20 protein-coding genes are annotated in these 20,683 nt (G+C 72.9%); 9 read left to right on the forward strand and 11 right to left on the reverse strand.

All coding sequences use genetic code 11. The features are described 5' to 3' along the window. The first annotated feature begins 385 nt into the window (after positions 1-385). Both ABT034_RS20300 and ABT034_RS20305 read left to right on the forward strand, forming a co-directional pair. On the forward strand, positions 386-3,151 hold the full coding sequence (locus ABT034_RS20300) for a DEAD/DEAH box helicase (protein ID WP_351217040.1): 2,766 nt from the start codon (positions 386-388) through the stop codon (positions 3,149-3,151). 104 nt (positions 3,152-3,255) lie between these two features. Beyond that, the gene (locus ABT034_RS20305) at positions 3,256-4,143 is read left to right on the forward strand and encodes an alpha/beta fold hydrolase (RefSeq protein ID WP_351217042.1); all 888 of its coding nucleotides are present in this window, start codon (positions 3,256-3,258) and stop codon (positions 4,141-4,143) included. Here ABT034_RS20305 and ABT034_RS20310 read toward each other — a convergent pair. Then, positions 4,127-5,056 carry an NYN domain-containing protein gene (locus ABT034_RS20310; protein WP_351217044.1) on the reverse strand — a complete coding sequence of 310 codons (930 nt, stop codon included), beginning with the start codon at positions 5,054-5,056 and terminating at the stop codon, positions 4,127-4,129. The two genes, ABT034_RS20305 and ABT034_RS20310, sit on opposite strands and share 17 nt — an antisense overlap. Positions 5,057-5,231: 175 nt before the next feature. Between ABT034_RS20310 and ABT034_RS20315 the strand changes: the two genes are divergently transcribed. Continuing rightward, a complete protein-coding gene (locus ABT034_RS20315; RefSeq protein ID WP_158990168.1) occupies positions 5,232-5,384 on the forward strand; it encodes a DUF8834 family protein in 153 nt (50 codons plus the stop codon). A 101-nt stretch (positions 5,385-5,485) separates the two neighbouring features. On the opposite strand, the gene ABT034_RS20320 is transcribed toward ABT034_RS20315, so the two are convergent. From ABT034_RS20320 to ABT034_RS20335, 4 genes are all read right to left on the reverse strand, one after another. Continuing rightward, complete coding sequence (locus tag ABT034_RS20320; RefSeq protein WP_351217047.1) at positions 5,486-6,091, reverse strand: MarC family protein; 606 nt, start codon at positions 6,089-6,091, stop codon at positions 5,486-5,488. A 237-nt stretch (positions 6,092-6,328) separates the two neighbouring features. Further along, positions 6,329-7,192, reverse strand: coding sequence for a PHP domain-containing protein (locus ABT034_RS20325; protein ID WP_351217049.1), 864 nt, complete (start codon positions 7,190-7,192; stop codon positions 6,329-6,331). Positions 7,193-7,322: 130 nt separating this feature from the next. Then, the gene (locus tag ABT034_RS20330; protein WP_351217051.1) at positions 7,323-7,961 is read right to left on the reverse strand and encodes a DUF6758 family protein; all 639 of its coding nucleotides are present in this window, start codon (positions 7,959-7,961) and stop codon (positions 7,323-7,325) included. Between the two features lie 212 nt (positions 7,962-8,173). Next, positions 8,174-8,758: a suppressor of fused domain protein gene (locus tag ABT034_RS20335; protein ID WP_351217053.1), complete on the reverse strand. Its 585-nt coding sequence runs from the start codon at positions 8,756-8,758 to the stop codon at positions 8,174-8,176. Positions 8,759-9,188: 430 nt separating this feature from the next. Between ABT034_RS20335 and ABT034_RS20340 the strand changes: the two genes are divergently transcribed. After that, positions 9,189-10,316, forward strand: coding sequence for a magnesium and cobalt transport protein CorA (locus ABT034_RS20340; protein WP_351217055.1), 1,128 nt, complete (start codon positions 9,189-9,191; stop codon positions 10,314-10,316). A gap of 24 nt (positions 10,317-10,340) precedes the next feature. Continuing rightward, positions 10,341-10,838, forward strand: coding sequence for a hypothetical protein (locus ABT034_RS20345; RefSeq protein ID WP_351217057.1), 498 nt, complete (start codon positions 10,341-10,343; stop codon positions 10,836-10,838). A 6-nt stretch (positions 10,839-10,844) separates the two neighbouring features. On the opposite strand, the gene ABT034_RS20350 is transcribed toward ABT034_RS20345, so the two are convergent. Further along, positions 10,845-11,609 (reverse strand): hypothetical protein, encoded by a 765-nt coding sequence (locus ABT034_RS20350; RefSeq protein ID WP_351217059.1) that lies wholly within the window; start codon positions 11,607-11,609, stop codon positions 10,845-10,847. Between the two features lie 333 nt (positions 11,610-11,942). On the opposite strand from ABT034_RS20350, the gene ABT034_RS20355 reads away from it, so the two are divergent. Genes ABT034_RS20355 through ABT034_RS20365 form a run of 3 tightly spaced genes read left to right on the forward strand, consistent with a single transcriptional unit; the run spans position 11,943 to position 14,957 of the window. Continuing rightward, positions 11,943-13,226, forward strand: a complete 1,284-nt coding sequence (locus ABT034_RS20355; RefSeq protein WP_351217061.1) for a magnesium transporter MgtE N-terminal domain-containing protein — start codon at positions 11,943-11,945, stop codon at positions 13,224-13,226. Next, positions 13,216-13,779, forward strand: coding sequence for a DUF1003 domain-containing protein (locus ABT034_RS20360; RefSeq protein ID WP_351217063.1), 564 nt, complete (start codon positions 13,216-13,218; stop codon positions 13,777-13,779). Before ABT034_RS20355 ends, ABT034_RS20360 begins: the two co-directional genes overlap by 11 nt. A gap of 44 nt (positions 13,780-13,823) precedes the next feature. Next, complete coding sequence (locus ABT034_RS20365) at positions 13,824-14,957, forward strand: Mrp/NBP35 family ATP-binding protein (RefSeq protein ID WP_351217065.1); 1,134 nt, start codon at positions 13,824-13,826, stop codon at positions 14,955-14,957. Positions 14,958-15,007: 50 nt separating this feature from the next. On the opposite strand, the gene ABT034_RS20370 is transcribed toward ABT034_RS20365, so the two are convergent. The 5 genes from ABT034_RS20370 to sigE all read right to left on the reverse strand — a co-directional run bounded on the left by ABT034_RS20370 (position 15,008) and on the right by sigE (position 19,841). Next, entirely contained in the window at positions 15,008-15,634 is a 627-nt protein-coding gene (locus ABT034_RS20370) for a hypothetical protein (RefSeq protein ID WP_351217067.1), read from the reverse strand. A 74-nt stretch (positions 15,635-15,708) separates the two neighbouring features. After that, the gene (locus ABT034_RS20375; RefSeq protein WP_351217069.1) at positions 15,709-16,164 is read right to left on the reverse strand and encodes a sec-independent translocase; all 456 of its coding nucleotides are present in this window, start codon (positions 16,162-16,164) and stop codon (positions 15,709-15,711) included. A 91-nt stretch (positions 16,165-16,255) separates the two neighbouring features. Next, positions 16,256-18,028 (reverse strand): S1C family serine protease, encoded by a 1,773-nt coding sequence (locus ABT034_RS20380; protein WP_351217071.1) that lies wholly within the window; start codon positions 18,026-18,028, stop codon positions 16,256-16,258. Positions 18,029-18,105: 77 nt separating this feature from the next. Beyond that, positions 18,106-19,086, reverse strand: coding sequence for an anti-sigma factor family protein (locus ABT034_RS20385; RefSeq protein WP_351217073.1), 981 nt, complete (start codon positions 19,084-19,086; stop codon positions 18,106-18,108). Continuing rightward, the gene (gene sigE / locus ABT034_RS20390; protein ID WP_078623434.1) at positions 19,083-19,841 is read right to left on the reverse strand and encodes an RNA polymerase sigma factor SigE; all 759 of its coding nucleotides are present in this window, start codon (positions 19,839-19,841) and stop codon (positions 19,083-19,085) included. Before sigE ends, ABT034_RS20385 begins: the two co-directional genes overlap by 4 nt. A gap of 142 nt (positions 19,842-19,983) precedes the next feature. Between sigE and ABT034_RS20395 the strand changes: the two genes are divergently transcribed. After that, a complete protein-coding gene (locus ABT034_RS20395) occupies positions 19,984-20,649 on the forward strand; it encodes an O-methyltransferase (RefSeq protein WP_351217075.1) in 666 nt (221 codons plus the stop codon). The last annotated feature ends 34 nt before the right edge of the window (positions 20,650-20,683 follow it).

Here is a 20,683-nt window from a genome sequence, read left to right on the forward strand (position 1 = left end):
TACAGTGATAAAGCGCCTGCTGAGTATGCGGACATGCTTTCGCACGTTCGGACGTATCCGGTGGGCCGACGCATGAATGAGGATGCCCGGTCGGTGGCCCGATCGGCTCCGGCCCGACAACCCTTCCGGCGGACCCCCCGCGGAAGGGTCACCCTCAGCGGTTCGACGCTCGAGCGACGGCAGTGGTCCCGTGCCACCCGGCAGTGATCTTCCCGATCCCACCGGAAGTGTCCCGGCACGGTACGACCCCCTTCGTTCGCCTCGCGCCGCGTCTCACAGAAGAGGCAGCACCCTGACTACGACTTTCCGAGACCTCGGAATCCTTCCCGAGACGGCCGAGGCCCTTGAGGCCGTCGGCATCGTCAACCCCTTCCCCATCCAGGAGATGACCCTCCCGGTCGCCCTCACCGGCACCGACGTCATCGGCCAGGCCAAGACCGGCACGGGCAAGACCCTCGGTTTCGGTCTGCCGATCCTGGAGCGCGTGACGGTCCCCTCCGACGTCGAGGCGGGCCGGGCGAAGCCCGAGCAGCTGACCGACGCCCCGCAGGCGCTCGTCGTCGTCCCCACCCGCGAGCTGTGCCAGCAGGTCACCAACGACCTGCTGACCGCCGGCAAGGTGCGTAACGTCCGCGTGCTCGCCATCTACGGCGGCCGGGCGTACGAGCCCCAGGTCGAGGCGCTCAAGAAGGGCGTCGACGTCGTCGTCGGCACCCCCGGCCGCCTGCTCGACCTGGCCGGCCAGCGCAAGCTCGACCTCTCCCACGTCAAGGTCCTCGTCCTGGACGAGGCCGACGAGATGCTCGACCTGGGCTTCCTGCCCGACGTCGAGAAGATCATGAACATGCTGCCGCCGAAGCGTCAGACCATGCTGTTCTCGGCGACCATGCCGGGCGCGGTCATCGGCCTGGCCCGCCGCTACATGTCGCAGCCGACGCACATCCGCGCCACCTCGCCCGACGGCGAGGGCGTGACCGTCGCCAACATCAAGCAGCACGTCTACCGCGCGCACAACATGGACAAGCCGGAGATGGTCTCCCGCATCCTCCAGGCCAACGGCCGCGGGCTCGCGATGATCTTCTGCCGCACGAAGCGCACGGCGGCCGACATCGCCGAGCAGCTGGAGCGTCGCGGCTTCGCCTCCGGCGCGGTCCACGGCGACCTCGGCCAGGGCGCCCGCGAGCAGGCGCTGCGCGCCTTCCGCAACGGCAAGGTCGACGTGCTCGTCTGCACCGACGTCGCCGCCCGCGGCATCGACGTCGAGGGCGTCACCCACGTCATCAACTACCAGTCGCCGGAGGACGAGAAGACGTTCCTCCACCGCGTGGGCCGCACCGGCCGCGCGGGTGCCAAGGGCACGGCCGTGACGCTGGTCGACTGGGACGACATCCCGCGCTGGCAGCTCATCAACAAGGCCCTCGAACTGGACTTCAACGACCCGGTCGAGACGTACTCCTCGTCGCCGCACCTCTACGAGGAGCTGGACATCCCGGCGGGCACCAAGGGCATCCTGCCCCGCGCCGACCGGACCCGTGCGGGTCTGGGCGCGGAGGAGCTGGAGGACCTGGGCGAGCCCGGCGGACGCCGTGCGCGCGGCCCGAAGCCCGACCGCGCCGAGCAGCGGACCGAGGAGCGCCCGGAGCGGACGCGGACCCCGCGTCAGCGCCGGCGCACCCGTGGCGGCGAGTCCGGCGACGCCCCGGCGTCGGCGGCCCCGGCGGTCGAGACGGTGGCGGACGAGGCGCAGGCCGAGTCCGGCCCGCGCACCCCGCGCCGCCGCCGCCGCACCCGCGTCGGTGCCCCTGGCTCGGCGCCGATGCCGCAGGGCGTGCCGGTGGCGCAGGGCGTCCCCGCGGCTCAGTCGGCCCCGGCGACCCAGGCGGCTCCGGCCGCGCAGGTCGCGCAGTCGGCCCCTGCGGCTCCGGTCGCGCAGCCCACTCGGGTCAGCACGTCGGCTCCGGCCGCGCGGTCGGGTCGGGCGGCCAAGGTTGCTCCGGTCGCCTTCGTCGCCCCGGTCGAGGCCGCTCAGGCACCCGCCGCTCAGGCACCCGCCGCTCAGGCACCGGCCGCTCAGGCGCCCGCCGCCGACGCCCCGGTGGCCGAGTCGAAGGCCCCGCGCCGTCGCAGCCGTACCGCCGCCCGTCCGGAGGCCGTGAAGGCCGCGCCCGTCTCCCCGGCCCCCGTGGCCCAGGAGCCGGCTCCGGCCCCGCGCCGCCGTAAGCCGCGGGTGGCCCGGGTCGAGGACACCGTGTCCTTCCAGACGCCCGAGACGGCCGCGGCCGCCCTGCGCGCCGCGTCGGCGTCGGCCGCTCCGGTGGCGGAGGCCGCTCCGGCCGCCGTCGCCGAGGCCCCGGTGGAGGAGCCGAAGAGGGCTCCCCGTCGCCGTACGGCCAAGAAGGACGTCTCCGTCTCCGTCGCGGAGCCGGTCGCCGAGACCGTCGCCACCGCCGCCCCGGTCGTGGCCGAGCCCGTCGCGCCCGTCGTCGTGCCCGCCGCCGAGGTCACCGCCGAGGTGCCCGCGCCGCGCCGTCGCCGGGTGGTGCGGAAGGCCGCCGGTTCGCCGACGGTCAGCGCCCCCGCCGAGACGGTGATCGTCGAGACCGCGCCCGCGCCGGTCGTCGAGGAGGAGCCGAAGAAGACGACCCGTCGCCGGGTGGTCCGCAAGGCCGCCGGTTCGCCGGCCGTCTCCACCGCGGCCGCCGAGACGCTGGTCATCGAGACCCCGGTCGCCGTCGCTCCGGTCGTGGAGGCCGCTCCGGCCCCCGCCGCCGAGGCCCCGGTCGCCGAGGCCCCGGTGGAGGAGCCGAAGAAGGCTCCCCGTCGCCGTACGGCCAAGAAGGCCGCCGCCGAGCCGGTCGCCGAGGCCGTCGCTCAGCCGGTCGCCGAGGCCGTCGCTCAGCCGGTCGCCGAGACCGTCGAGGCTCCGGCCGCCGAGGAGGCCCCCAAGGCTCCCCGTCGCCGCGCGGCCAAGAAGGCCGTCACCGCCGAGGCGCCCGACGCTTCCGAGCCGAAGACGCCGAAGGCTCCGACGCGCCGCCGTACGACGAAGAAGGCCGCCGCCGAGCCGGTCGCCGAGGCCGCCGAGGCCGAGGCTCCGAAGGCCCCGCGCCGTCGCACCACGAAGAAGGCGGCGGCTCAGCCGGAGAGCTGATCCCGTCCGTCCCCACCGCTGCGGCCCGGCCCCTCACCAGGGGCCGGGCCGCAGCGGCGTTCCACCGGCCGCCCGGCGCGCGCCCCTCCGGTTACAGTCCAGATATGAGCAAGCCCCGGTCCCTCGTGCTGCCGCCCCGTACCCGCGCCCGCCCGCTGGTGACCGCGCGCGGTGACTTCGCCGTGCTCGACACGGAGCCGCTGGGCGAGCGGCGCGGGACGGTGCTGCTGCTGCCCGGGTACACCGGCAGCAAGGAGGACTTCCTGGCCCTCCTTGAGCCGCTCAGCGAGGCCGGCTACCGGGCCGTGGCGGTGGACGGGCGCGGTCAGTACGCGTCCCCAGGGCCCCGGGGCCGGGCCGCCTACCGGCGCCGGGCCCTCGCGCTCGACGCGGTGGCGCAGGCGTCGGCGCTCGGAGACGGCCCCGTCCATCTGCTCGGTCACTCGTTCGGCGGCCTGGTGGCCCGAGGGGCCGCGTCGCTCGCCCCGGCCGCCTTCCGTACCCTCACCCTGCTCTCCTCGGGCACCGGCCGGGTCTCCCGGCCGCAGCGGATCCGGATCCGGGTGCTGCGGGTCGCGCTCGCGCTGCTGCCGAAGGAGCGGGTGTGGCAGGCGATGTGCTGGCTGGACAGCCGAGGCGAGGAGCCGGACACGGACGACGCACCGGAGCTCGCGGGCTTCCTGCGGCGGCGCTGGATGCGGACCCGCACCCCCCAACTCGCGTGCGCGGGGCGGCTCCTGCTCGACCGCCGGGACGGTACGGCGGAGCTGACCGCGCTCCGGATGCCGCTGCACATCGCCTACGGCTCGGACGAGATGGTCTGGCCCGTCGGGGACCTCGCCAGGGCGGCCGCCCGTACCGGCGCGCACCACACCGTGGTGGCGGGCGCCGGCCACTCCCCCAACGTGTCGCACCCGCGCGAGCTGACGGACCGGCTGACCGGCTTCTGGGAGCGGCAGGCCGCCCCCGTCGAGGTCAGAACTGCGCCTTGAGGTGCTGCCAGAAACCGTCCCGCAGGGCCCGCCGGAGTGCGGCGTGGCCGCGCAGGGAGCGGCTGAGGAGCCGTTCCGCCTCGACGAGCAGGTCCTGGTCGACGGTCCCGGGGAGGTAGGGCGCGCCCGGCAGGAGTTCGGCGAGCCGGTCGCGTCCTCGCTCTCCGAGCCAGGTCGCCGCGATCTGGGCGCCGACGAAGCGCACCTCCTCGCGGGAGGGCGGCGGCTCGCCCTCGTTCTCGTACGTGGTGACGGGGCGGCGGGTGACGTACGGGCGGCAGAAGTCCAGCTCGAAGGTGCGCTGGCTGTCGACCTCCCAGAGGAGCGCCTCGGCCTGGTTGCGGCCTTCGGCGGCCTCGATGCCCCAGAGGTGGACGCGGGCCCCGTAGCCCTGGGCGGCCTCGACGGCCGAGACGAGGTCCTCGTCGCCGCCGACGAGGGCTGCGTCGCTGATGGCGCGGTGGCGGGCGAGGGACTCCAGGTCCGTGCGGATGAGGGAGTCGACGCCCTTCTGCTGGTTGTTGGCGTTGAGGTTGCCGAGGCGGACCTTGACGTCGGGGAGTTCGGCGATGGCCTGCTGCTCGGGGGTGTGGATACGGCGTCTGGCCCCGTCGTACCAGTAGACGCGGAGGAGTCTGCTGTCGGCGAAGATCGTGCGGGCCTTGTCGATGAAGGCCTCGATGAGGCCTTCCGCGTCGAGGTCGAAGGAGCGCCGGTCCTCGGTTCCCGCAACCAGCAACCCCGCCGCAGCATGGACGTAACCTGCGTCGACGAAGATGGCGTGGGTAGAGGGAGTCTTGGCGACCTCGGCCAGCATCCGCTGGAGGAGCTCGTTGGTGCGCTCCACGCGCGCGTCGAGGGCGCGGAGGCGGGCGTCGGTCTCGGTCACCTGTGGGGTGTCTGCGTCGTTCATACGGGGCTCATTGTCCGCCGTGGGAACCGTGGCCGCCACATCCTCCTACCGGTTAGTAGTTAGCCATCCGAAAATTTTCCTTAGCGTAAGGAATGTTTGCAGGATGCACGTCGTTGGACCAGTACGTAACGCAGTTCTCCACCAGGAGGATCAACTCAGACGAAGGGAGAAGCCCATGCGCTTCGAAATCCTGCGACTCGACGACATCGACGGCACGCCCGTCGACCGCACCGTCGTGGACGCCTCCTCCGTCAATCGGATCGTGCAGCAGGCCGCCTCGATCGGCCAGCGCATCTGGATCCGCCCCGCCGAGACCTCGGCCTCGTAACAGGTCAGGTCCACCCCACGCACCGCGCCCCCGCACGGACTTCGCAAGAGCGGAATCCGTACGGGGGCGCAGTGGCGTCCGGGGGGTGTCCGGGCGGCGGCTCAGGCGTTCTGGATCACCTGGGTGACGCCGTTGATGATCTGCTGCACCGCGATGGCGGAGAGCATCATGCCGGCGAGCCGGGTGACCAGGACCACGCCGCCGTCCTTGATGACCCGGATGATGAGCAGCGAGTACCGCATGGTCAGCCAGAGCACGACGTGCATGGCGACGATGGCGGCCCAGACGGAGACCTGCGCGGCCGCGCCGTCGGCGTTCTGCACGGCGAGGATGACCGAGACGATCGCGCCGGGGCCGGCGAGCAGGGGCATGCCCAGCGGGACGAGGGCGACGTTCACGTCCTTGGTCTGCTTGGGCTCGTCGGTCTTGCCGGTGAGCAGGTCGAGCGCGATGAGCAGCAGCAGGAGACCGCCCGCGATCATCAGCGCCGGGACGGAGACGTGCAGGTAGGCGAGGATCTGCTGGCCCAGGATGCCGAAGACGGTGATGACACCGAAGGCCACGGCGACGGCCTGCCAGGCCATCCGGCGCTGCACCTTGGCGGCGCGGCCGGAGGTGAGCGCGAGGAAGATCGGGGTGATCCCGGGGGGATCCATGATCACGAAGAGGGTCAGGAACAGCGAGCCGAAGACGGCGACGTCGAACACGGTGGGGTGCCTTGCGGGAGAGGTGGAACGGCGGGGTGTCGCCCACACCGCCGGAATACGGGATTCCGGCGACAGGGCAGGGGGCGCGCCGCCGCCGTACGGCAGGGAGCCGTACGCGGGCGCGTGAGGGGTATGCGGGGCGGGCGGACGCACGTCGCACGGGCGGGGCGGCGGGCGCGGTGGCCTGCCGCCGGAGCGGTGGGGCGGCGGGGTACGGGCGATGGGCCCGGCCCGGGACTAGGCGGAGGTTCCCCCGGCGCCGGGGACCGGGAAGGCCCCCGACGCGCGGCGGGTGATCTCGCCGTAGATCTCGGGGTCGGTCGTGTACTCGCCGAGGCGGCAGGTCTTGCGGCTGCCGTGGTAGTCGCTGGAGCCGGTGGTCAGCAGACCGAGTTCCTTCGCGAGTCCGCGCAGCCGCGCGCGGGTCGCCTCGTCGTGGTCCATGTGGTCGACCTCGATGCCGTCGAGTCCGGCCTCGGCGAGCCGGGCTATCGAGGCCTCGGGCAGCACCTGGCCGCGCTTGACGGCGAGCGGGTGCGCGAAGACGGTGACTCCGCCGGCTGCCTTGACCAGGCGGATCGCCTCGACCGGGTCCAGCTCGTGCTTGCCGACGTACGCCCGGCCGCCGTCGGCGAGCCACTCGGGCGTGAACGCCCCCGACACGTCCGGTACGACTCCGAGCGCGACGAGCGCCTCGGCGACGTGCGGGCGGCCCACGGAGCCGTCTCCGGCGATCCGGGCGACCTGCTCCCAGGTGACCGGGACGCCCAGCTCCTGGAGCTTGCCGACCATGGCACGCGCGCGCGGCACCCGGTCGTCCCGGACGAGCTCGCGCTCGGCGAGGAGCGCGGGCTCCAGGGGGTCGAAGAGGTACGCGAGCATGTGCAGGCCGATGCCGTCGACCCGGCAGGACAGCTCGGCCCCGGTGACGAGGGTCAGCCCCTCGGGCAGCGCCGCGATCGCCTCGGCGTGGCCGCGGGTGGTGTCGTGGTCCGTGAGCGCGACGACGTCCAGTCCGGCCGCGGCCGCGTTCCGTACGAGGTCGGCGGGGGTGTCCGTACCGTCGGACGCCGTGGAGTGGGTGTGCAGATCGATGCGCACGACGCGGTACTCCGGGGGCTCGGCACGGACGAGGGACGCTCCAGCATAACGGGCGATTCGAACACGCTTGTACGGGTCCACCGGGCCGACCGCCCCTGACCGGCGGGGCCGTCCGCCCGCCGGACACGCCCTAGCCGAGCAGTCTCGGCGTCAGCGCCCCGCACGGCAGCAGCTCGACCTCGGCGCCCGCGTCCCGCAGGTCCGTGAGGACCAGTTCGTCGTACATCAGGAGGCCGGACTGCTCGGGCCAGACGATGGCCCACAGCCAGAGGCCCCGCGCCTCGCCCGCGAAGACCGCGCGGTCGTGGGGGGTGCCCTTGACGTGCCAGAGCGGGGTGGGCCGTCCGGCGGCGAGCACCTTCGTCTGCGGGGGTTTGTCGATGGCCATGCCGGGGCCGGGGTCGGGGCCGTCGATGCCGGCGTACCGGGCGCCGAGGCCGACTCCGAGTTCCTCCGCGATGAGCAGCAGCTCGCCGAGGCCGCCGAGCGGTCCCGGTCCCGAACAGGCGACGGCGGTCGCGCGTCCGCCGCTGCGGTCGTCACCGGCGTACGCGACTCCGGTGAAGAGCCAGCCGACGGGCAGGGGCCACGGCATCCACACCGGCACCTGGGACCTGTGCACCACGACGCCGAGGGCCTCGACGCTGGGCGGGATCACGGGCTGGAGCGGGTGCACCGGGCCGTGCACGTCGCACTGCCAGGAGTCGGCGAACAGCCCGGGCGCCCTGACCCGGCCACCACACTTCGGACAACTGGGTTCGCCCCTCATAGGGCTCAACGGTCCTACCCCTCGGGCCCGGCGTCAAGGACGGCCACCGATGATCACCCGTCCGGCCCGAGCCGTTCACCCTCGGTCGCCCCTGGCGCACCGGCGATCACTCCAGACCCACGGCCGATCAGCCCAGGCCCAGTCCCAGACCCACGGACCGCGCAGCCCAGTCCCAGACCCACGGCCCGGTCAGCCCGGGGCCCGCAGCCCGGTCAGTCCAGGTTCACCGACCTGCGCAGCGGATCGCGCAGGTCCGTCCCCCGCGCCAGCCAGCGCTCCTCGAGCGCCTGCGCGCCGTGCACCCGCTTCCACGCGGCCTCGTTCGCGGTCATCGGGAGCAGCGGCAGGAAGCACACCGGGTCCATCGGGGCGTCGAGCTCCAGGTCCTCGACGAGACCGCCCGAACCGGCGACCAGGACCGAGCTGAAGGCGGCGCCCGGCCAGAGCGGCTCGCCGACGTCGAGCGAGGCGCCGGCGGCCACGACCACGCCCTCGACCTGGGGGGTGGCGGCGAGGACGGCGAGCGGTCGCAGCACCTTGTCGGTGTCGGCGAGCCCGGCCCGTACCGTCAGGACGAGCTCCGCGCGCGGGCCCTTCACCGGGTCGGCGAGCGCGGCGGTCGGGTCGGCCATCGGCTGCGCCGACATGCCGAGGGTCGCGTACCGCACGAGATCACCGTCGACGAAGCGGAGCACCTCGATCCGGTCCGTGCCGAGGAACGTCACCGCGGCCCGCGCGTCCGGTTCTCCGAGCGCCGTCCGCAGCCGGGCCTCGACCAGAGCAAGAACTTCTCCCATGGGTTGAGCATAAAGCGCGTATGGAACGGGCAAAGGAAGGGATTGACCCTCAGTCGGCTGATAGTCTTGGCCGCTGGTCGGGAGTCCCGAACTCCCGACTACTCGTCACACGTCATCCCTCACGAGGGACCGGCCGGAGGAGGTGGGGCTGCGATGGACCGAAGTCGGTCGGGCAGTACCAGCCGCTCTTCCGCCCCGCACCCGAGCCCGGTGCGTACGACTCTCCGGTGATTCCGGCCCGTACCCCTCCCGTACGGACTCCGCTCCCCGGCATCTCGCACGACGGAAGAGCATCTCGCCTTTGCCTGTCTGTAGCGAACGCCGTCACCGCGATCCCTCGGTGCCGCCCGCTTTGTGGACGACGTAACTCCACGTCCCCATTCCGGGCTGTGCCACGCTCGCCGACGGCCTCTCCGTTAGGAGCACGCCCATGTCGATGATCCGTGACCTGCGCGCAGCCGTCCGCCCGAGCCTGCGGCACCCCCTGCGCAAGACCCCCACCACGTACACCTCGTACGACCCCACCCGCGACCACTCGGCCTCCAGCGCCGTCGTCGACTGCGCCGTCTACCGCGACGGGCAGCGCATCGAGGACAGCGAGTGCCTCACCCCGCGCGGCGCGATGCGCCAGGTGCGGGAGAGCGGCGGCTTCACCTGGATCGGTCTGCACGAGCCGACCGAGGCCGAATTCGCCGGTATCGCCGCCGAGTTCGGGCTGCACCCGCTCGCCGTCGAGGACGCCGTCCACGCCCACCAGCGGCCCAAGCTGGAGCGGTACGACGACACCCTCTTCACCGTCTTCAAGACCATCCACTACGTGGAGCACGCCGAACTCACCGCGACCAGCGAGGTCGTGGAGACCGGCGAGGTCATGTGCTTCACCGGACCCGACTTCGTCATCACCGTCCGGCACGGCGGGCAGGGCTCCCTGCGCAACCTCCGCCACCGCCTCCAGGGCGAGCCCGAGCTGCTCGCCAAAGGCCCCTCGGCCGTGCTGCACGCCATCGCCGACCACGTCGTCGACGGCTACATCGCGGTCGCCGACGCCGTCGAACTCGACATCGACCAGCTGGAGATCGACGTCTTCTCGCCGGCCGCGAAAGGCGCCACGCGCGGTACGGACACCGGCCGGATCTACCAGCTCAAGCGCGAGGTACTGGAGTTCAAGCGGGCCGTCACCCCGCTGCTCCGCCCGATGCAGCTGCTCAGCGAACGGCCGATGCGGCTCGTCGACCCCGACATCCAGAAGTACTTCCGGGACGTCGCCGACCACCTCGCCCGCGTGCAGGAGCAGGTCGTCGGCTTCGACGAGCTCCTCAACTCGATCCTCCAGGCCAACCTGGCGCAGGCGACCGTCGCGCAGAACGAGGACATGCGCAAGATCACCTCGTGGGCGGCGATCGTCGCCGTCCCCACGGCGGTCTGCGGCGTCTACGGCATGAACTTCGACCACATGCCCGAGCTGCACTGGAAGTACGGCTACCCGATGGTGCTGACCGGCATCGTCGCGGTCTGCTTCACCATCCACCGCACCCTCAAGCGCAACGGCTGGCTGTAGGAGGCTGCCGTTAGGCTTCGGGCCATGACCGAAGAGCTCTTCCTCGTCGAGGAGGCCACCAAGAAGTCCGGCCTCGTCTGGGTGCGCGGCACCGGCCCCGCCCGCGCGCTCTGGCACGTCTGGCACGACGGCGCCGCGTGCGTCGTCGGCGACGGCCCCGGCGAGCAGCCGCTGCCGGGCCTCCTCGACGGCGGTACGGCCGAGGTGACGGTCCGCAGCAAGGACAAGGGCGGCCGGCTGGTCGCCTGGACCGCTGCCGTACGCGAACTCGCCCCCGGCACCGAGGAGTGGGACGCGGCCGTCGCCGAGCTCAAGGGCAAGCGGCTCAACGCGCCCGACGGCGAGGCCATGACGGCGCGCTGGGCGCGCGAGTGCCGGGTGCTGCGGCTCGACCCGCGCGAGGCGACCACGGAGCTGCCTGACGGCTCCCTGGCCGCCGTACCGCTGCCCTCGGGGGCCACGACCCGCGACGCGGTGCCGGGCGGGCTCCCGAAGCTGCTGCTGAAGCGCCGGCGCCGGTAGGGCGCCCTACGTCCGGGGCAGCTGCTTGCCGTAGTCGAGGGTCTCCTCCTTGGACGGAGCGGTGAGCGGGAAGTCCTTGTTCCACTCGGAGAGCACCACGACGCCCGCTCCCCCGCCGCGAGCGAACTGCAGCGGGTACGGGGAGCCCTCCAGGGCCACGTCGAGGGTGCCGCCCTCGCCGCCCTCGCCGCCCTTGACCTTGACCGTGCGGACCCCGCCGATCTGGTCCCGGTCGCCCTTGACCTTCTCGCCGTGCAGGCCGATGAGGCCGTCGAGGAGCAGACCCATGTCGGTGAAGCCGCGCAGCTGCTTGTACGCGGGGTCGCCCTGCGGCACCTTCACGTACATGTCGTCGAGCTTGTCGGCGGCCTCGGTGTCCGCCTCCGTCGGCTTGCTGCCGCTCTGGTCGTCGTCCTCGTGCGCCCAGAAGTCCGCGTCGGCCTTCAGGTAGAGCGCGTCGCCGACCCGGAGCAGCTCGAAGGTGCTGTTCTTCGTCGTCACCGAACCGCTGGCGCCGTCCTGCTTGAGCCGCATGTTCAGCTTGAAGGTGTCGCCCTTGCTGACCAGGGTCCCGGCGAGCCGTACCGCCTTCGCCGTGTCGGCGACGGACCGCGCCTTGCCCTCGATCTCGGGCGCGGAGAGCTTCCCGACCCCGTTGGTCCCCTCGTCCGGGTCGGCGGCGCAGGCCGTGAGTCCCACCGTCAGTCCGGCGCAGAGCGCCAGGGGCGTGACAGCCCTGCGGATACGCGATGACGGGGAACGGACGGTCATCTGCGCTGCCTCTCGTGTCGTGGGGGGACGGCGGCGGGCCCGGGGGCCCGTGCGGACTGCGGGGGCCGGGCGGGGAGACTACCGCGTTCCCGGCCCGGCGGAACGGCCGGGTCCGGTGCTGGAGCCGATGGGGGGAACGGCAGCTCGCAGCGTACCCGGGCCGGCTGCCGGACCCGGCGGCAGCCGTACGGGGGCGGTGCCGGGGCGGGGCGGAACGGCGGCGGCAGCCGTACGGGGGCGCCGCCAGGGCGGCGCGGAACGGCTCGGGCTAGCCTGAACCCGGCAGAGCTCTGTTCAGGACTCGAATCGTGCGGCACCGAGGAGGCGCGTGGCATGGCGGCAGGCGCCCCCCGGATCTTCGTCTCCCACCTCGCGGGGGTCCCCGTCTTCGACCCCGTCGGCGACCAGGTCGGCCGGGTCAGCGACCTCGTCGCCATGCTGCGGGTCGGCCGCCGGCCCCCGCGGCTGCTCGGCATGGTCGTGGAGGTCCTCAGCCGCCGCCGGGTGTTCGTCCCCATGACGCGGATCACGGGCGTCCAGTCCGGCCAGGTCATCACCACCGGCGTCGTCAACATGCGCCGCTTCGAGCAGCGCCCCACCGAGCGGCTCGTCCTCGGCGAACTCCTCGACCGGCGGGTCCGGCTCGTCGGCCCCGGCGGGCAGGAGGGCGAGGAGGTCACCGTCCTCGACGTCGCCATCCAGCAGCTGCCCGCCCGCCGCGACTGGGAGATCGACAAGGTCTTCGTCCGGCGCGGCAAGGGCGGGGCGCTGCGCCGCAAGGGCGAGACGCTGACCGTCGAGTGGTCCGGGGTGACCGGCTTCTCCCTGGAGGAGCACGGGCAGGGTGCCGAGAACCTGGTCGCCACCTTCGAGAAGCTTCGCCCCGCCGACCTCGCGAACGCGCTGCACCACCTCTCCCCGAAGCGGCGCGCCGAGGTGGCCGCGGCGCTCGACGACGACCGGCTCGCCGACGTCCTCGAAGAGCTGCCGGAGGACGACCAGATCGAGATCCTCGGCAAGCTGAAGGAGGAGCGCGCGGCCGACGTCCTGGAGGCGATGGACCCGGACGACGCGGCCGACCTGCTGTCCGAGCTGCCCGAGGAGGACCAGGAGCGGCTGCTCACGCTGATGCAGCCGGACGACGCGGCCGACGTACGCCGGCTCCTGGCGTACGAGGAGCGCACGGCGGGCGGTCTGATGACGACCGAGCCGATCGTGCTGCGGCCCGACGCCACGGTCGCGGACGCGCTCGCCCGGGTCCGGCAGCAGGACCTGTCCCCGGCGCTCGCCGCGCAGGTGTACGTGTGCCGGCCGCCGGACGAGACGCCGACCGGCAAGTACCTGGGTACGGTGCACTTCCAGCGGCTGCTCCGCGATCCGCCGTTCACGCTGGTCAGCTCGCTCGTGGACAGCGATCTGCCGCCGCTCGGCCCGGACACCCCGCTGCCGGCCGTCACCAGCTATCTCGCCGCGTACAACATGGTCGCGGCGCCCGTGGTGGACGAGGGCGGTTCGCTGCTCGGGGCGGTCACGGTCGACGACGTGCTCGACCATCTGCTGCCGGAGGACTGGCGGGAGACCGAGTTCCACGAGGAGGGAGCGGGGCATGGCGGCTGAGCGCACGCAGGACAGGGAGCGCGAGCGGGATCGGACGGGTCCCCGCATCCGGCTCGACCTGCCGCGCGAGCGCCGGGCCAGGCTGCTTCCCGAGTACGACCCCGAGGCCTTCGGGCGTCTTTCGGAGCGGATCGCCCGGTTCCTCGGGACGGGCCGGTTCCTCGTCTGGATGACCCTGACGATCATCGTCTGGGTCCTGTGGAACATCTTCGCCCCGGCCCCGCTGAAGTTCGACGAGTACCCGTTCATCTTCCTGACGCTCGCGCTGTCCCTCCAGGCGTCGTACGCGGCGCCGCTGATCCTGCTCGCCCAGAACCGCCAGGACGACCGGGACCGGGTCAATCTCGAACAGGACCGGAAGCAGAACGAGCGGTCGATCGCCGACACCGAGTACCTGACGCGGGAGATCGCGGCGCTGCGGATGGGCCTCGGCGAGGTCGCCACGCGCGACTGGATCCGCTCGGAACTCCAGGACCTGATCAAGGAGCTGGAGGAGCGCCGGGATCTATTCCCGTCCGGTGACTCCCACGGAAGTGACGTACCCGACCGTTGACAGGCCTTTCATGGCCCGGTGGTCGGCGCCGTACCATCGTCGGTATGGCTATGGAAGACGCGGTGCTCGAAGCACTGGCGACGGTGAACGACCCCGAGATCAACAAACCGATCACTGAGCTCGGCATGGTCAAGTCGGTGGAGATCGAACCGGACGGCAGGGTCGCCGTCACGGTCTACCTGACCGTCTCCGGTTGCCCGATGCGCGAGACGATCACCCAGCGGGTGACCGAGGCCGTCTCCGGGGTCGAAGGCGTCACCGGCGTCGACGTCTCGCTCGACGTGATGAGTGACGAGCAGCGCAAGGAGCTGGCGGCGGCGCTGCGCGGGACGACCGCCGAGCGCGAGGTCCCGTTCGCGAAGCCCGGATCGCTGACCCGGGTGTACGCGGTGGCGTCCGGCAAGGGCGGTGTCGGCAAGTCGTCGGTCACCGTGAACCTGGCCGCGGCGATGGCGGCGGACGGGCTGAAGGTCGGTGTCGTCGACGCCGACATCTACGGTCACAGCGTGCCGCGGATGCTGGGCGTGGACGGCAGTCCGACCCAGGTCGAGAACATGATCATGCCGCCGTCGGCGCACGGCGTGAAGGTCATCTCCATCGGCATGTTCACCCCGGGCAACACCCCGGTGGTGTGGCGCGGCCCGATGCTGCACCGCGCGCTCCAGCAGTTCCTCGCGGACGTGTACTGGGGGGACCTGGACGTCCTCCTGCTCGACCTGCCCCCGGGCACCGGCGACATCGCGATCTCGGTCGCGCAGCTCGTGCCCAACGCGGAGATCCTGGTCGTCACCACCCCGCAGCAGGCCGCGGCCGAGGTCGCGGAGCGGGCCGGCTCGATCGCCGTCCAGACGCACCAGAAGATCGTCGGCGTGGTGGAGAACATGGCGGGCCTGCCGTGTCCGCACTGCGACGAGATGGTCGACGTGTTCGGCTCGGGCGGCGGCCAGAAGGTCGCGGACGGCCTGACGCAGACCACGGGCGCGACGGTCCCGGTCCTCGGCTCGATCCCGATCGACGTGCGGCTCCGCGAGGGCGGCGACGACGGCAGGCCGGTCGTCCTGTCCGACCCCGACTCCCCGGCGGGCGCGGCGCTCCGCGCGATCGCCGGCAAGCTCGGCGGCCGCCAGCGCGGCCTCTCGGGCATGAGCCTGGGCATCACACCGCGCAACAAGTTCTGAGAAGAGGGCGCCCCCGCGGGGGCGCCCTTCCTCGTTCCGCGCCCTGCGCCCTACGCGTACGCGTCGAGGTCCTTGATCTGCGAGAACCCGAGCCCGTACGCGCTCATGCCCCGCCCGTACGCCCCGATGTGGACGCCCGCGGCGGACCCTGCGAGGACCCAGCCGAACTCCGTCTCCCGGTAGTGGAAGGGCATCGGCTCCCCGTCCACCGGCAGCGACAGCGTCGACCAGGGCGGTCCTTCGAGGTCGTCGGCGAGCTCGAAGGCCGTCTCGGTCTGCTGGTCCAGCCAGTTGTCCCGCGTCGCGTGGTCGAGCGAGGCGGGCCAGGTGTGGACGAGCAGGCCCGAGCCTGCCAGCCAGGCGGCCGAGGAGACGGTGGTGGCGTCGAGGACGCCCGTCCCGTCACCGGTCCGCCGTACCGGGCTCGCCGCGACCGTCACGACGACCGCGAACCGCTCCTTCTCCGTGGCGCTCGCATCCGACTTTATGGACGGCGTGTCGCCGTGCCCGGTGGACCCGTGCTGCACACTGCCGTCCGCCGCCGTACCGACCTGCATCAGCCAGCGGGGCCCGGTGAACGCCTCGTCGAGGCCGTACCAGGCGAAAGGCGCCGCCAGATAGCCCTCGGCGGTCCGCCGGGCCGTGGGTACGCCCTCCACCCGACTCGTGGTCTCCATCTCGGCCGCCTCCTCGTTCCGTCAACAGAGGGAGGATAGCCACCGCGACGCGTCCGGTCGGTGACAGCCCGTCGTCAGGTCGCGTCGGAGTCGTACGGCGGACGCTCTCCGGCGTCCGGCTTGTCCTGCTTCTTCAGCAGGTCGGGCGAGGACCCGTTGACCGCGGCGGGCGCGGCGGCGGAGGCGGCGGCAGCGGCGCCGTCCCGGCCGTGAACGGCGTCGGCGACGTCGTTCATCTCCTTCTTGAGGTCGAAGCTGCCACGCAGCTCCTTGAGCTCGCGGAGGTCCTCGTTCTGCTCCATCTGCTTGCGCAGGTACGTCTTGGGGTTGAGGTCCTCGAACTCGAAGTCCTTGAAGTCCGGGCCCAGTTCGCTGCGGATGTCCTCCTTCGCGCTGTCCGAGAAGTCACGGACCTTCTTGACGAAGCGCGAGACGTCCTGGATGACCTTCGGGAGCTTGTCCGGCCCGAAGACGAGCACGGCGAGGACCACGAGCGCCACCAGCTCGAGTGCGCCTATGTCGCTGAACACGTAGTAGCTCCTTCATGCCGGTCAAGGGCCCGGTCCACGGTACCCGCCGAAACCGCCGGACGGGTACCTCCCGGTGTCCGCCACATGGCACTCAGGTGCCCTGCGAGGAGCCGAGCGTCAGCGTCTTCGTCAGCTCTTTGCCTCCGCGGGTCAGGGTGAGCTCGAGGCGGTCGCCGGGACGGTGGGCGCGGATCTTCACGATCAGCTCCTCGCCGTTGTGCACCCGCTGGCCGTCGACCTTGGTGATGACGTCGCCGGGCCGGAGCCCCGCCTTGGCCGCCGGGCCGCCGGGTGTGACGGAGGCGGCTCCGTCCTTGCCCTTCTCGCCGACGCGGGCGCCGTCGCCGTTGAACTGCATGTCGAGGCTCACACCGATGACGGGGTGGGAGGCCTTGCCGGTGTTGATGAGTTCCTCGGCGACGCGCTTGCCCTGGTTGATCGGTATGGCGAAGCCGAGGCCGATGGAGCCGGGCTGGGCGCCGGTGCCGCCGTCACCGTCGCCGGAGCCGCCGGCGGCGCGGATCGCGCTGTTGATGCCGATGACCCGGCCCTTGGCGTCGAGGAGCGGGCCGCCGGAGTTGCCCGGGTTGATGGGGGCGTCGGTCTGGAGCGCGTCGACGTAGCTGATGTCGCTGCCGTCGCCCTTCTCGCCGCCGGCGGTGATCGGGCGCTCCTTGGCGCTGATGATCCCGGAGGTGACCGTGTTGGAGAGGTCGAAGGGGGCGCCGATGGCGACGACGGGGTCACCGACGCGGACGTTGTCGGAGTTGCCGAGCGGCAGCGGCTTGAGGCCGGAGACGCCGGTCACCTGGACGACGGCCAGGTCGTACCCGGTGTCCTTGCCGACGATCTTGGCGCGGGCGGTCTCGCCGCTGGAGAAGGTCACCGAGATGTCCTCGGAGGACTGGGCCGAGTCGACGACGTGGTTGTTGGTGAGGATGTGGCCCTTGGTGTCGAGGACGAAGCCGGTGCCGGTGCCGGACGAACCGCCGCCCTTGACGTGCAGGGTGACCACGCCGGGCAGGGCGCCGGCCGCGATCCCCGCCACGCTCTCGGGGGCGCGGTCGGTGTCCCCGGCGTCCGCCTGGGGCAGCTCGACGGTGGTGAGCCCGCCGTTCCGCTCGACGTACGCGCCGATCCCGCCGCCGATGACGCCGGTGACGAGCGCGAAGACGAGCGCTCCCGTGACGGCGAGCCCCTTGCGGGACTTCTTCGCGGGCGCGGGCGGCAGCCCGGCCCCGCCGGCCCCCCAGGGGTCGTACTGCACCCAGGGCGCACCGGCGGCCTGGGGATGGGGCTGGGCGTGCGGGTGGGGCTGCGGGTGCGGCTGGGGGTGCGCCTGGGGCTGTACGGGGGGTACGGGGGCCTGCTGCGGCGGTACGGGCGCCGGGGGGCGCTGTACGGGCGGTGCGGGCGCCCAGGGTCCCGGCTCGCCGTAGGGCGGCGTCCGGTACTCGTCGGGGGCGTGCAGGGGCCCCGGCGCGGGCTGCGCGGCCGCCGGGGGCTCGGGGGGTCCGGCAGGAGCAGGGACGGCGGCGGGCTCGGCGACCGGAGCCTCGGCCGCCGGGGCGGGAGGCTCGCTCTTGGTCAGGAGGACGGCGGGCGCGGCCTCGGGTGCCGCCGCCGTGTCTGTCGCGTCCGCCACATCCGCCGCATCCGTCGCACTCGTGGCGTCGGTCACATCCGTCACCTCCGCCGCGACGGGGGCGGCCGGCGGCTGCGGCGCGGGCAGGGGGAAGTCACCGTCATCGGCACCCCCGGCGGGGTGGTCGGTGACGTCGTCGGTCGGAGGCGGCGAGGGTATCCGCGCCGCCTCCGGTGTGCTCGAAGGCCGGCTCCACCAGTTCGGCTTCCCGTTGTCCATGTTCTCCCCGCAGCCCGCTGACCCGTCCGCGCCCCTGGGTCGGGCGCCCGTGTCCCTGGATTCAACCAGGTCGCGGGTCAGCGGTGGGAGCCGAGCGGCGCGGACATCGGGCTCGGCGCCGGGCTGGGCCCGGGGGCGAAGGCCAGTTGGAGGGCCGGGCCCGTGGGGCGTATGAACGGCGAGAGCGGGAGGAGCGACTGCGGCTCGGACCTCTGGAGCCGTACCGCCGACAGCTGCGCCGCGGCGGAGCGGACCGCGTCCGGGGGCACCGCGCCGGCCGGGACCGTGCCCGCCGGGGCCGCGGGGGCCGTGCCGTAGTTCCCCGTCGCCATCGGCCCGTGCGGAGCGACCGGGCCGTGCGGCATCGCCACCGGGGCGCCGAGGGACAGCGGGGTCGCCGGGACCGGCTGTCCCGCGTCGACGGACTGGGCGCCGGTGCGCTCGCCGGAGCGGGCGCCCCGGGTGACGGCCGTACCGCCGCCGGGCCCGCCCGTGACACCCGCGCGCAGCGGGGTGACCGCGGTGCCCGAGCCCTGGCCGCCGCGCCCGCTCGCGTTCACCGAGGATTCGAGGGGCAGGGTGCCGCCGAGGGCGATCGCCGCGAAGGAGACCGCGCTGGCCGCCGCGAAGGCGAAGCGCCGCCCGCGCCCGGAGGTTCCGCGGTCGCCGACGTCGTGGATACGGAAGCCGGCGCCCGGGGGGTGCGGGGTGACAACGGCAGCCGTGGCGAAGCCGTCGGACTTCAGTCCGCCCGCGTCAAGGAGTTGTTCGAGGGGGCCTCTCGGGCCTCCGGGGGCTCCCGGCTCGCCGGGGCCTCCGGGGAGGCCCTGGAGACGGGCGAGGAAACCCTCCGAGGGCGGCGGGGGCGCGGCGGAGGCGAAGACGCTCTTGAGGGTGCGCTGCGCGTCGGCCTCCGCCTTGCAGCGGGCGCAGGTCGCGAGGTGGGCGAGGACCCGCTCGCGGGCGTCATGGCCCAGCTCGCCGTCGACGAGCGCGGCCAGCCGGTCCCCGAGGTGGTGCTCCGCGGGGGTCGGTGACGAGGGACGTGTGCCGCTCACGCTGTCCCTGCCTCCCATCCGACGGAGGCCAGGGCACGCTCCGCCCGGGCCTCGGGCGAGCGGTGCTTGAGGGCCTTGCGCAGGTGGGAGCGTCCGCGGTGGATCCGGCTGCGGACGGTGCCGAGCTTCACGCCGAGGGTCGCGGCGATCTCCTCGTACGACAGTCCTTCGATGTCGCAGAGGACGACCGCGGCGCGGAACTCGGGCGCGAGGGTGTCCAGGGCCTGCTGCACGTCGGCGTCGAAGTGCGTGTCGTTGAAGACCTGCTGCGGCGAGGGCTCGCGGCTGGGCAACCGCTCGGCGGCGTCGTCGGCGAGCGCGTCGAAGCGGATGCGCTGCTTGCGGCGGACCATGTCGAGGAAGAGGTTGGTGGTGATGCGGTGGAGCCAGCCCTCGAAGGTGCCCGGCGTGTACGTCGACAGCGAGCGGAAGACGCGGACGAAGACCTCTTGGGTCAGGTCCTCGGCGTCGTGCTGATTGCCCGTGAGGCGGTAGGCGAGGCGGTAGACCCGGCCACTGTGCGTGCTGACGATCTCCTCCCATGTGGGAGGGGTCCACGCCTGCGATTCCGCATCCGATGCGAAGGTCGCGGTGGTGGGAGCGGAGTCGGTGGTGCGGAAACGGTCAGCGGTGTCGGTCACGGATTTCGGCTCACCCGCCGACCTGAGAAGACGCCGAAGCACTCCTCCCCGATCCACAGGCGCAGCCGCACCTCCCCTGTCGGCTCTGGTGGTGTCCAGCGGAGCCCCTACCATAGCCACCTCGCCCGTTAGCTCCGGATAAGAATCTTTACGCGAATTTGGGATCCGGTCGCCCGGCTGTCCCCGATCGCTTCCCACCCCTGGTGAACGCACGGTCCCATCTGCGGGTTCCCGCTGACAGCGGATACAGTCACCGTTGCGTCAACTACGGGGACAGGAGAGGGCCATTACCGCCAACCGGCAGACGAGCTGGTCGTTCGCCGACGCCTTCGTCGCCGAGGACGACGCTCTGCGCTGGGCCCGGGAGCGGGCCCGGGAGGCAGGGCAGCCCTCGGTGTCGCCCGGCACCGGTGGCGCGCTGCGCCTGCTCGCCGCGACGGCGGACGCCAAGGCGGTGGCGGAGATCGGGACCGGCACGGGCGTGTCGGGCATCTATCTGCTGCTCGGGATGCGCCCCGACGGCGTCCTGACGACCGTGGACCTCCAGCCGGAGCGCCAGCAGCTCGCCAAGACGGCGTTCCGCGCGGCCGGCTTCGCGGGCAACCGGGCCCGGTTCATCCCCGGCCGCGCCCTCGACGTCCTGCCGCGGCTCGCGGACGGCGGATACGACCTCGTGTTCTGCGACGGCGACCGGCTCGAGTACCTCGACTACCTCGCTGAATCGTTGCGCCTGCTGCGACCGGGCGGTCTCGTCTGCTTCGAAGGTGTCTTCGCGGACGGCCGTACGGTCGACTCGGGGGCCCAGCCGGCGGAGGTCCAGCGGGTCCGCGAGCTGCTGCGCGCGGTGCGGGAGAGCCAGGAGCTCGTCCCCTCCCTGTTGCCGGTGGGCGACGGCCTGCTCTGCGCGGTGCGCCGGGGCTGACAGGCCCGCCCCGCCCCGTACGACCCCGTACGCC

Origin of the sequence: Streptomyces sp. NPDC002773, from assembly GCF_040295605.1 — a bacterium.
In the GTDB taxonomy this organism is placed as follows: domain Bacteria; phylum Actinomycetota; class Actinomycetes; order Streptomycetales; family Streptomycetaceae; genus Streptomyces.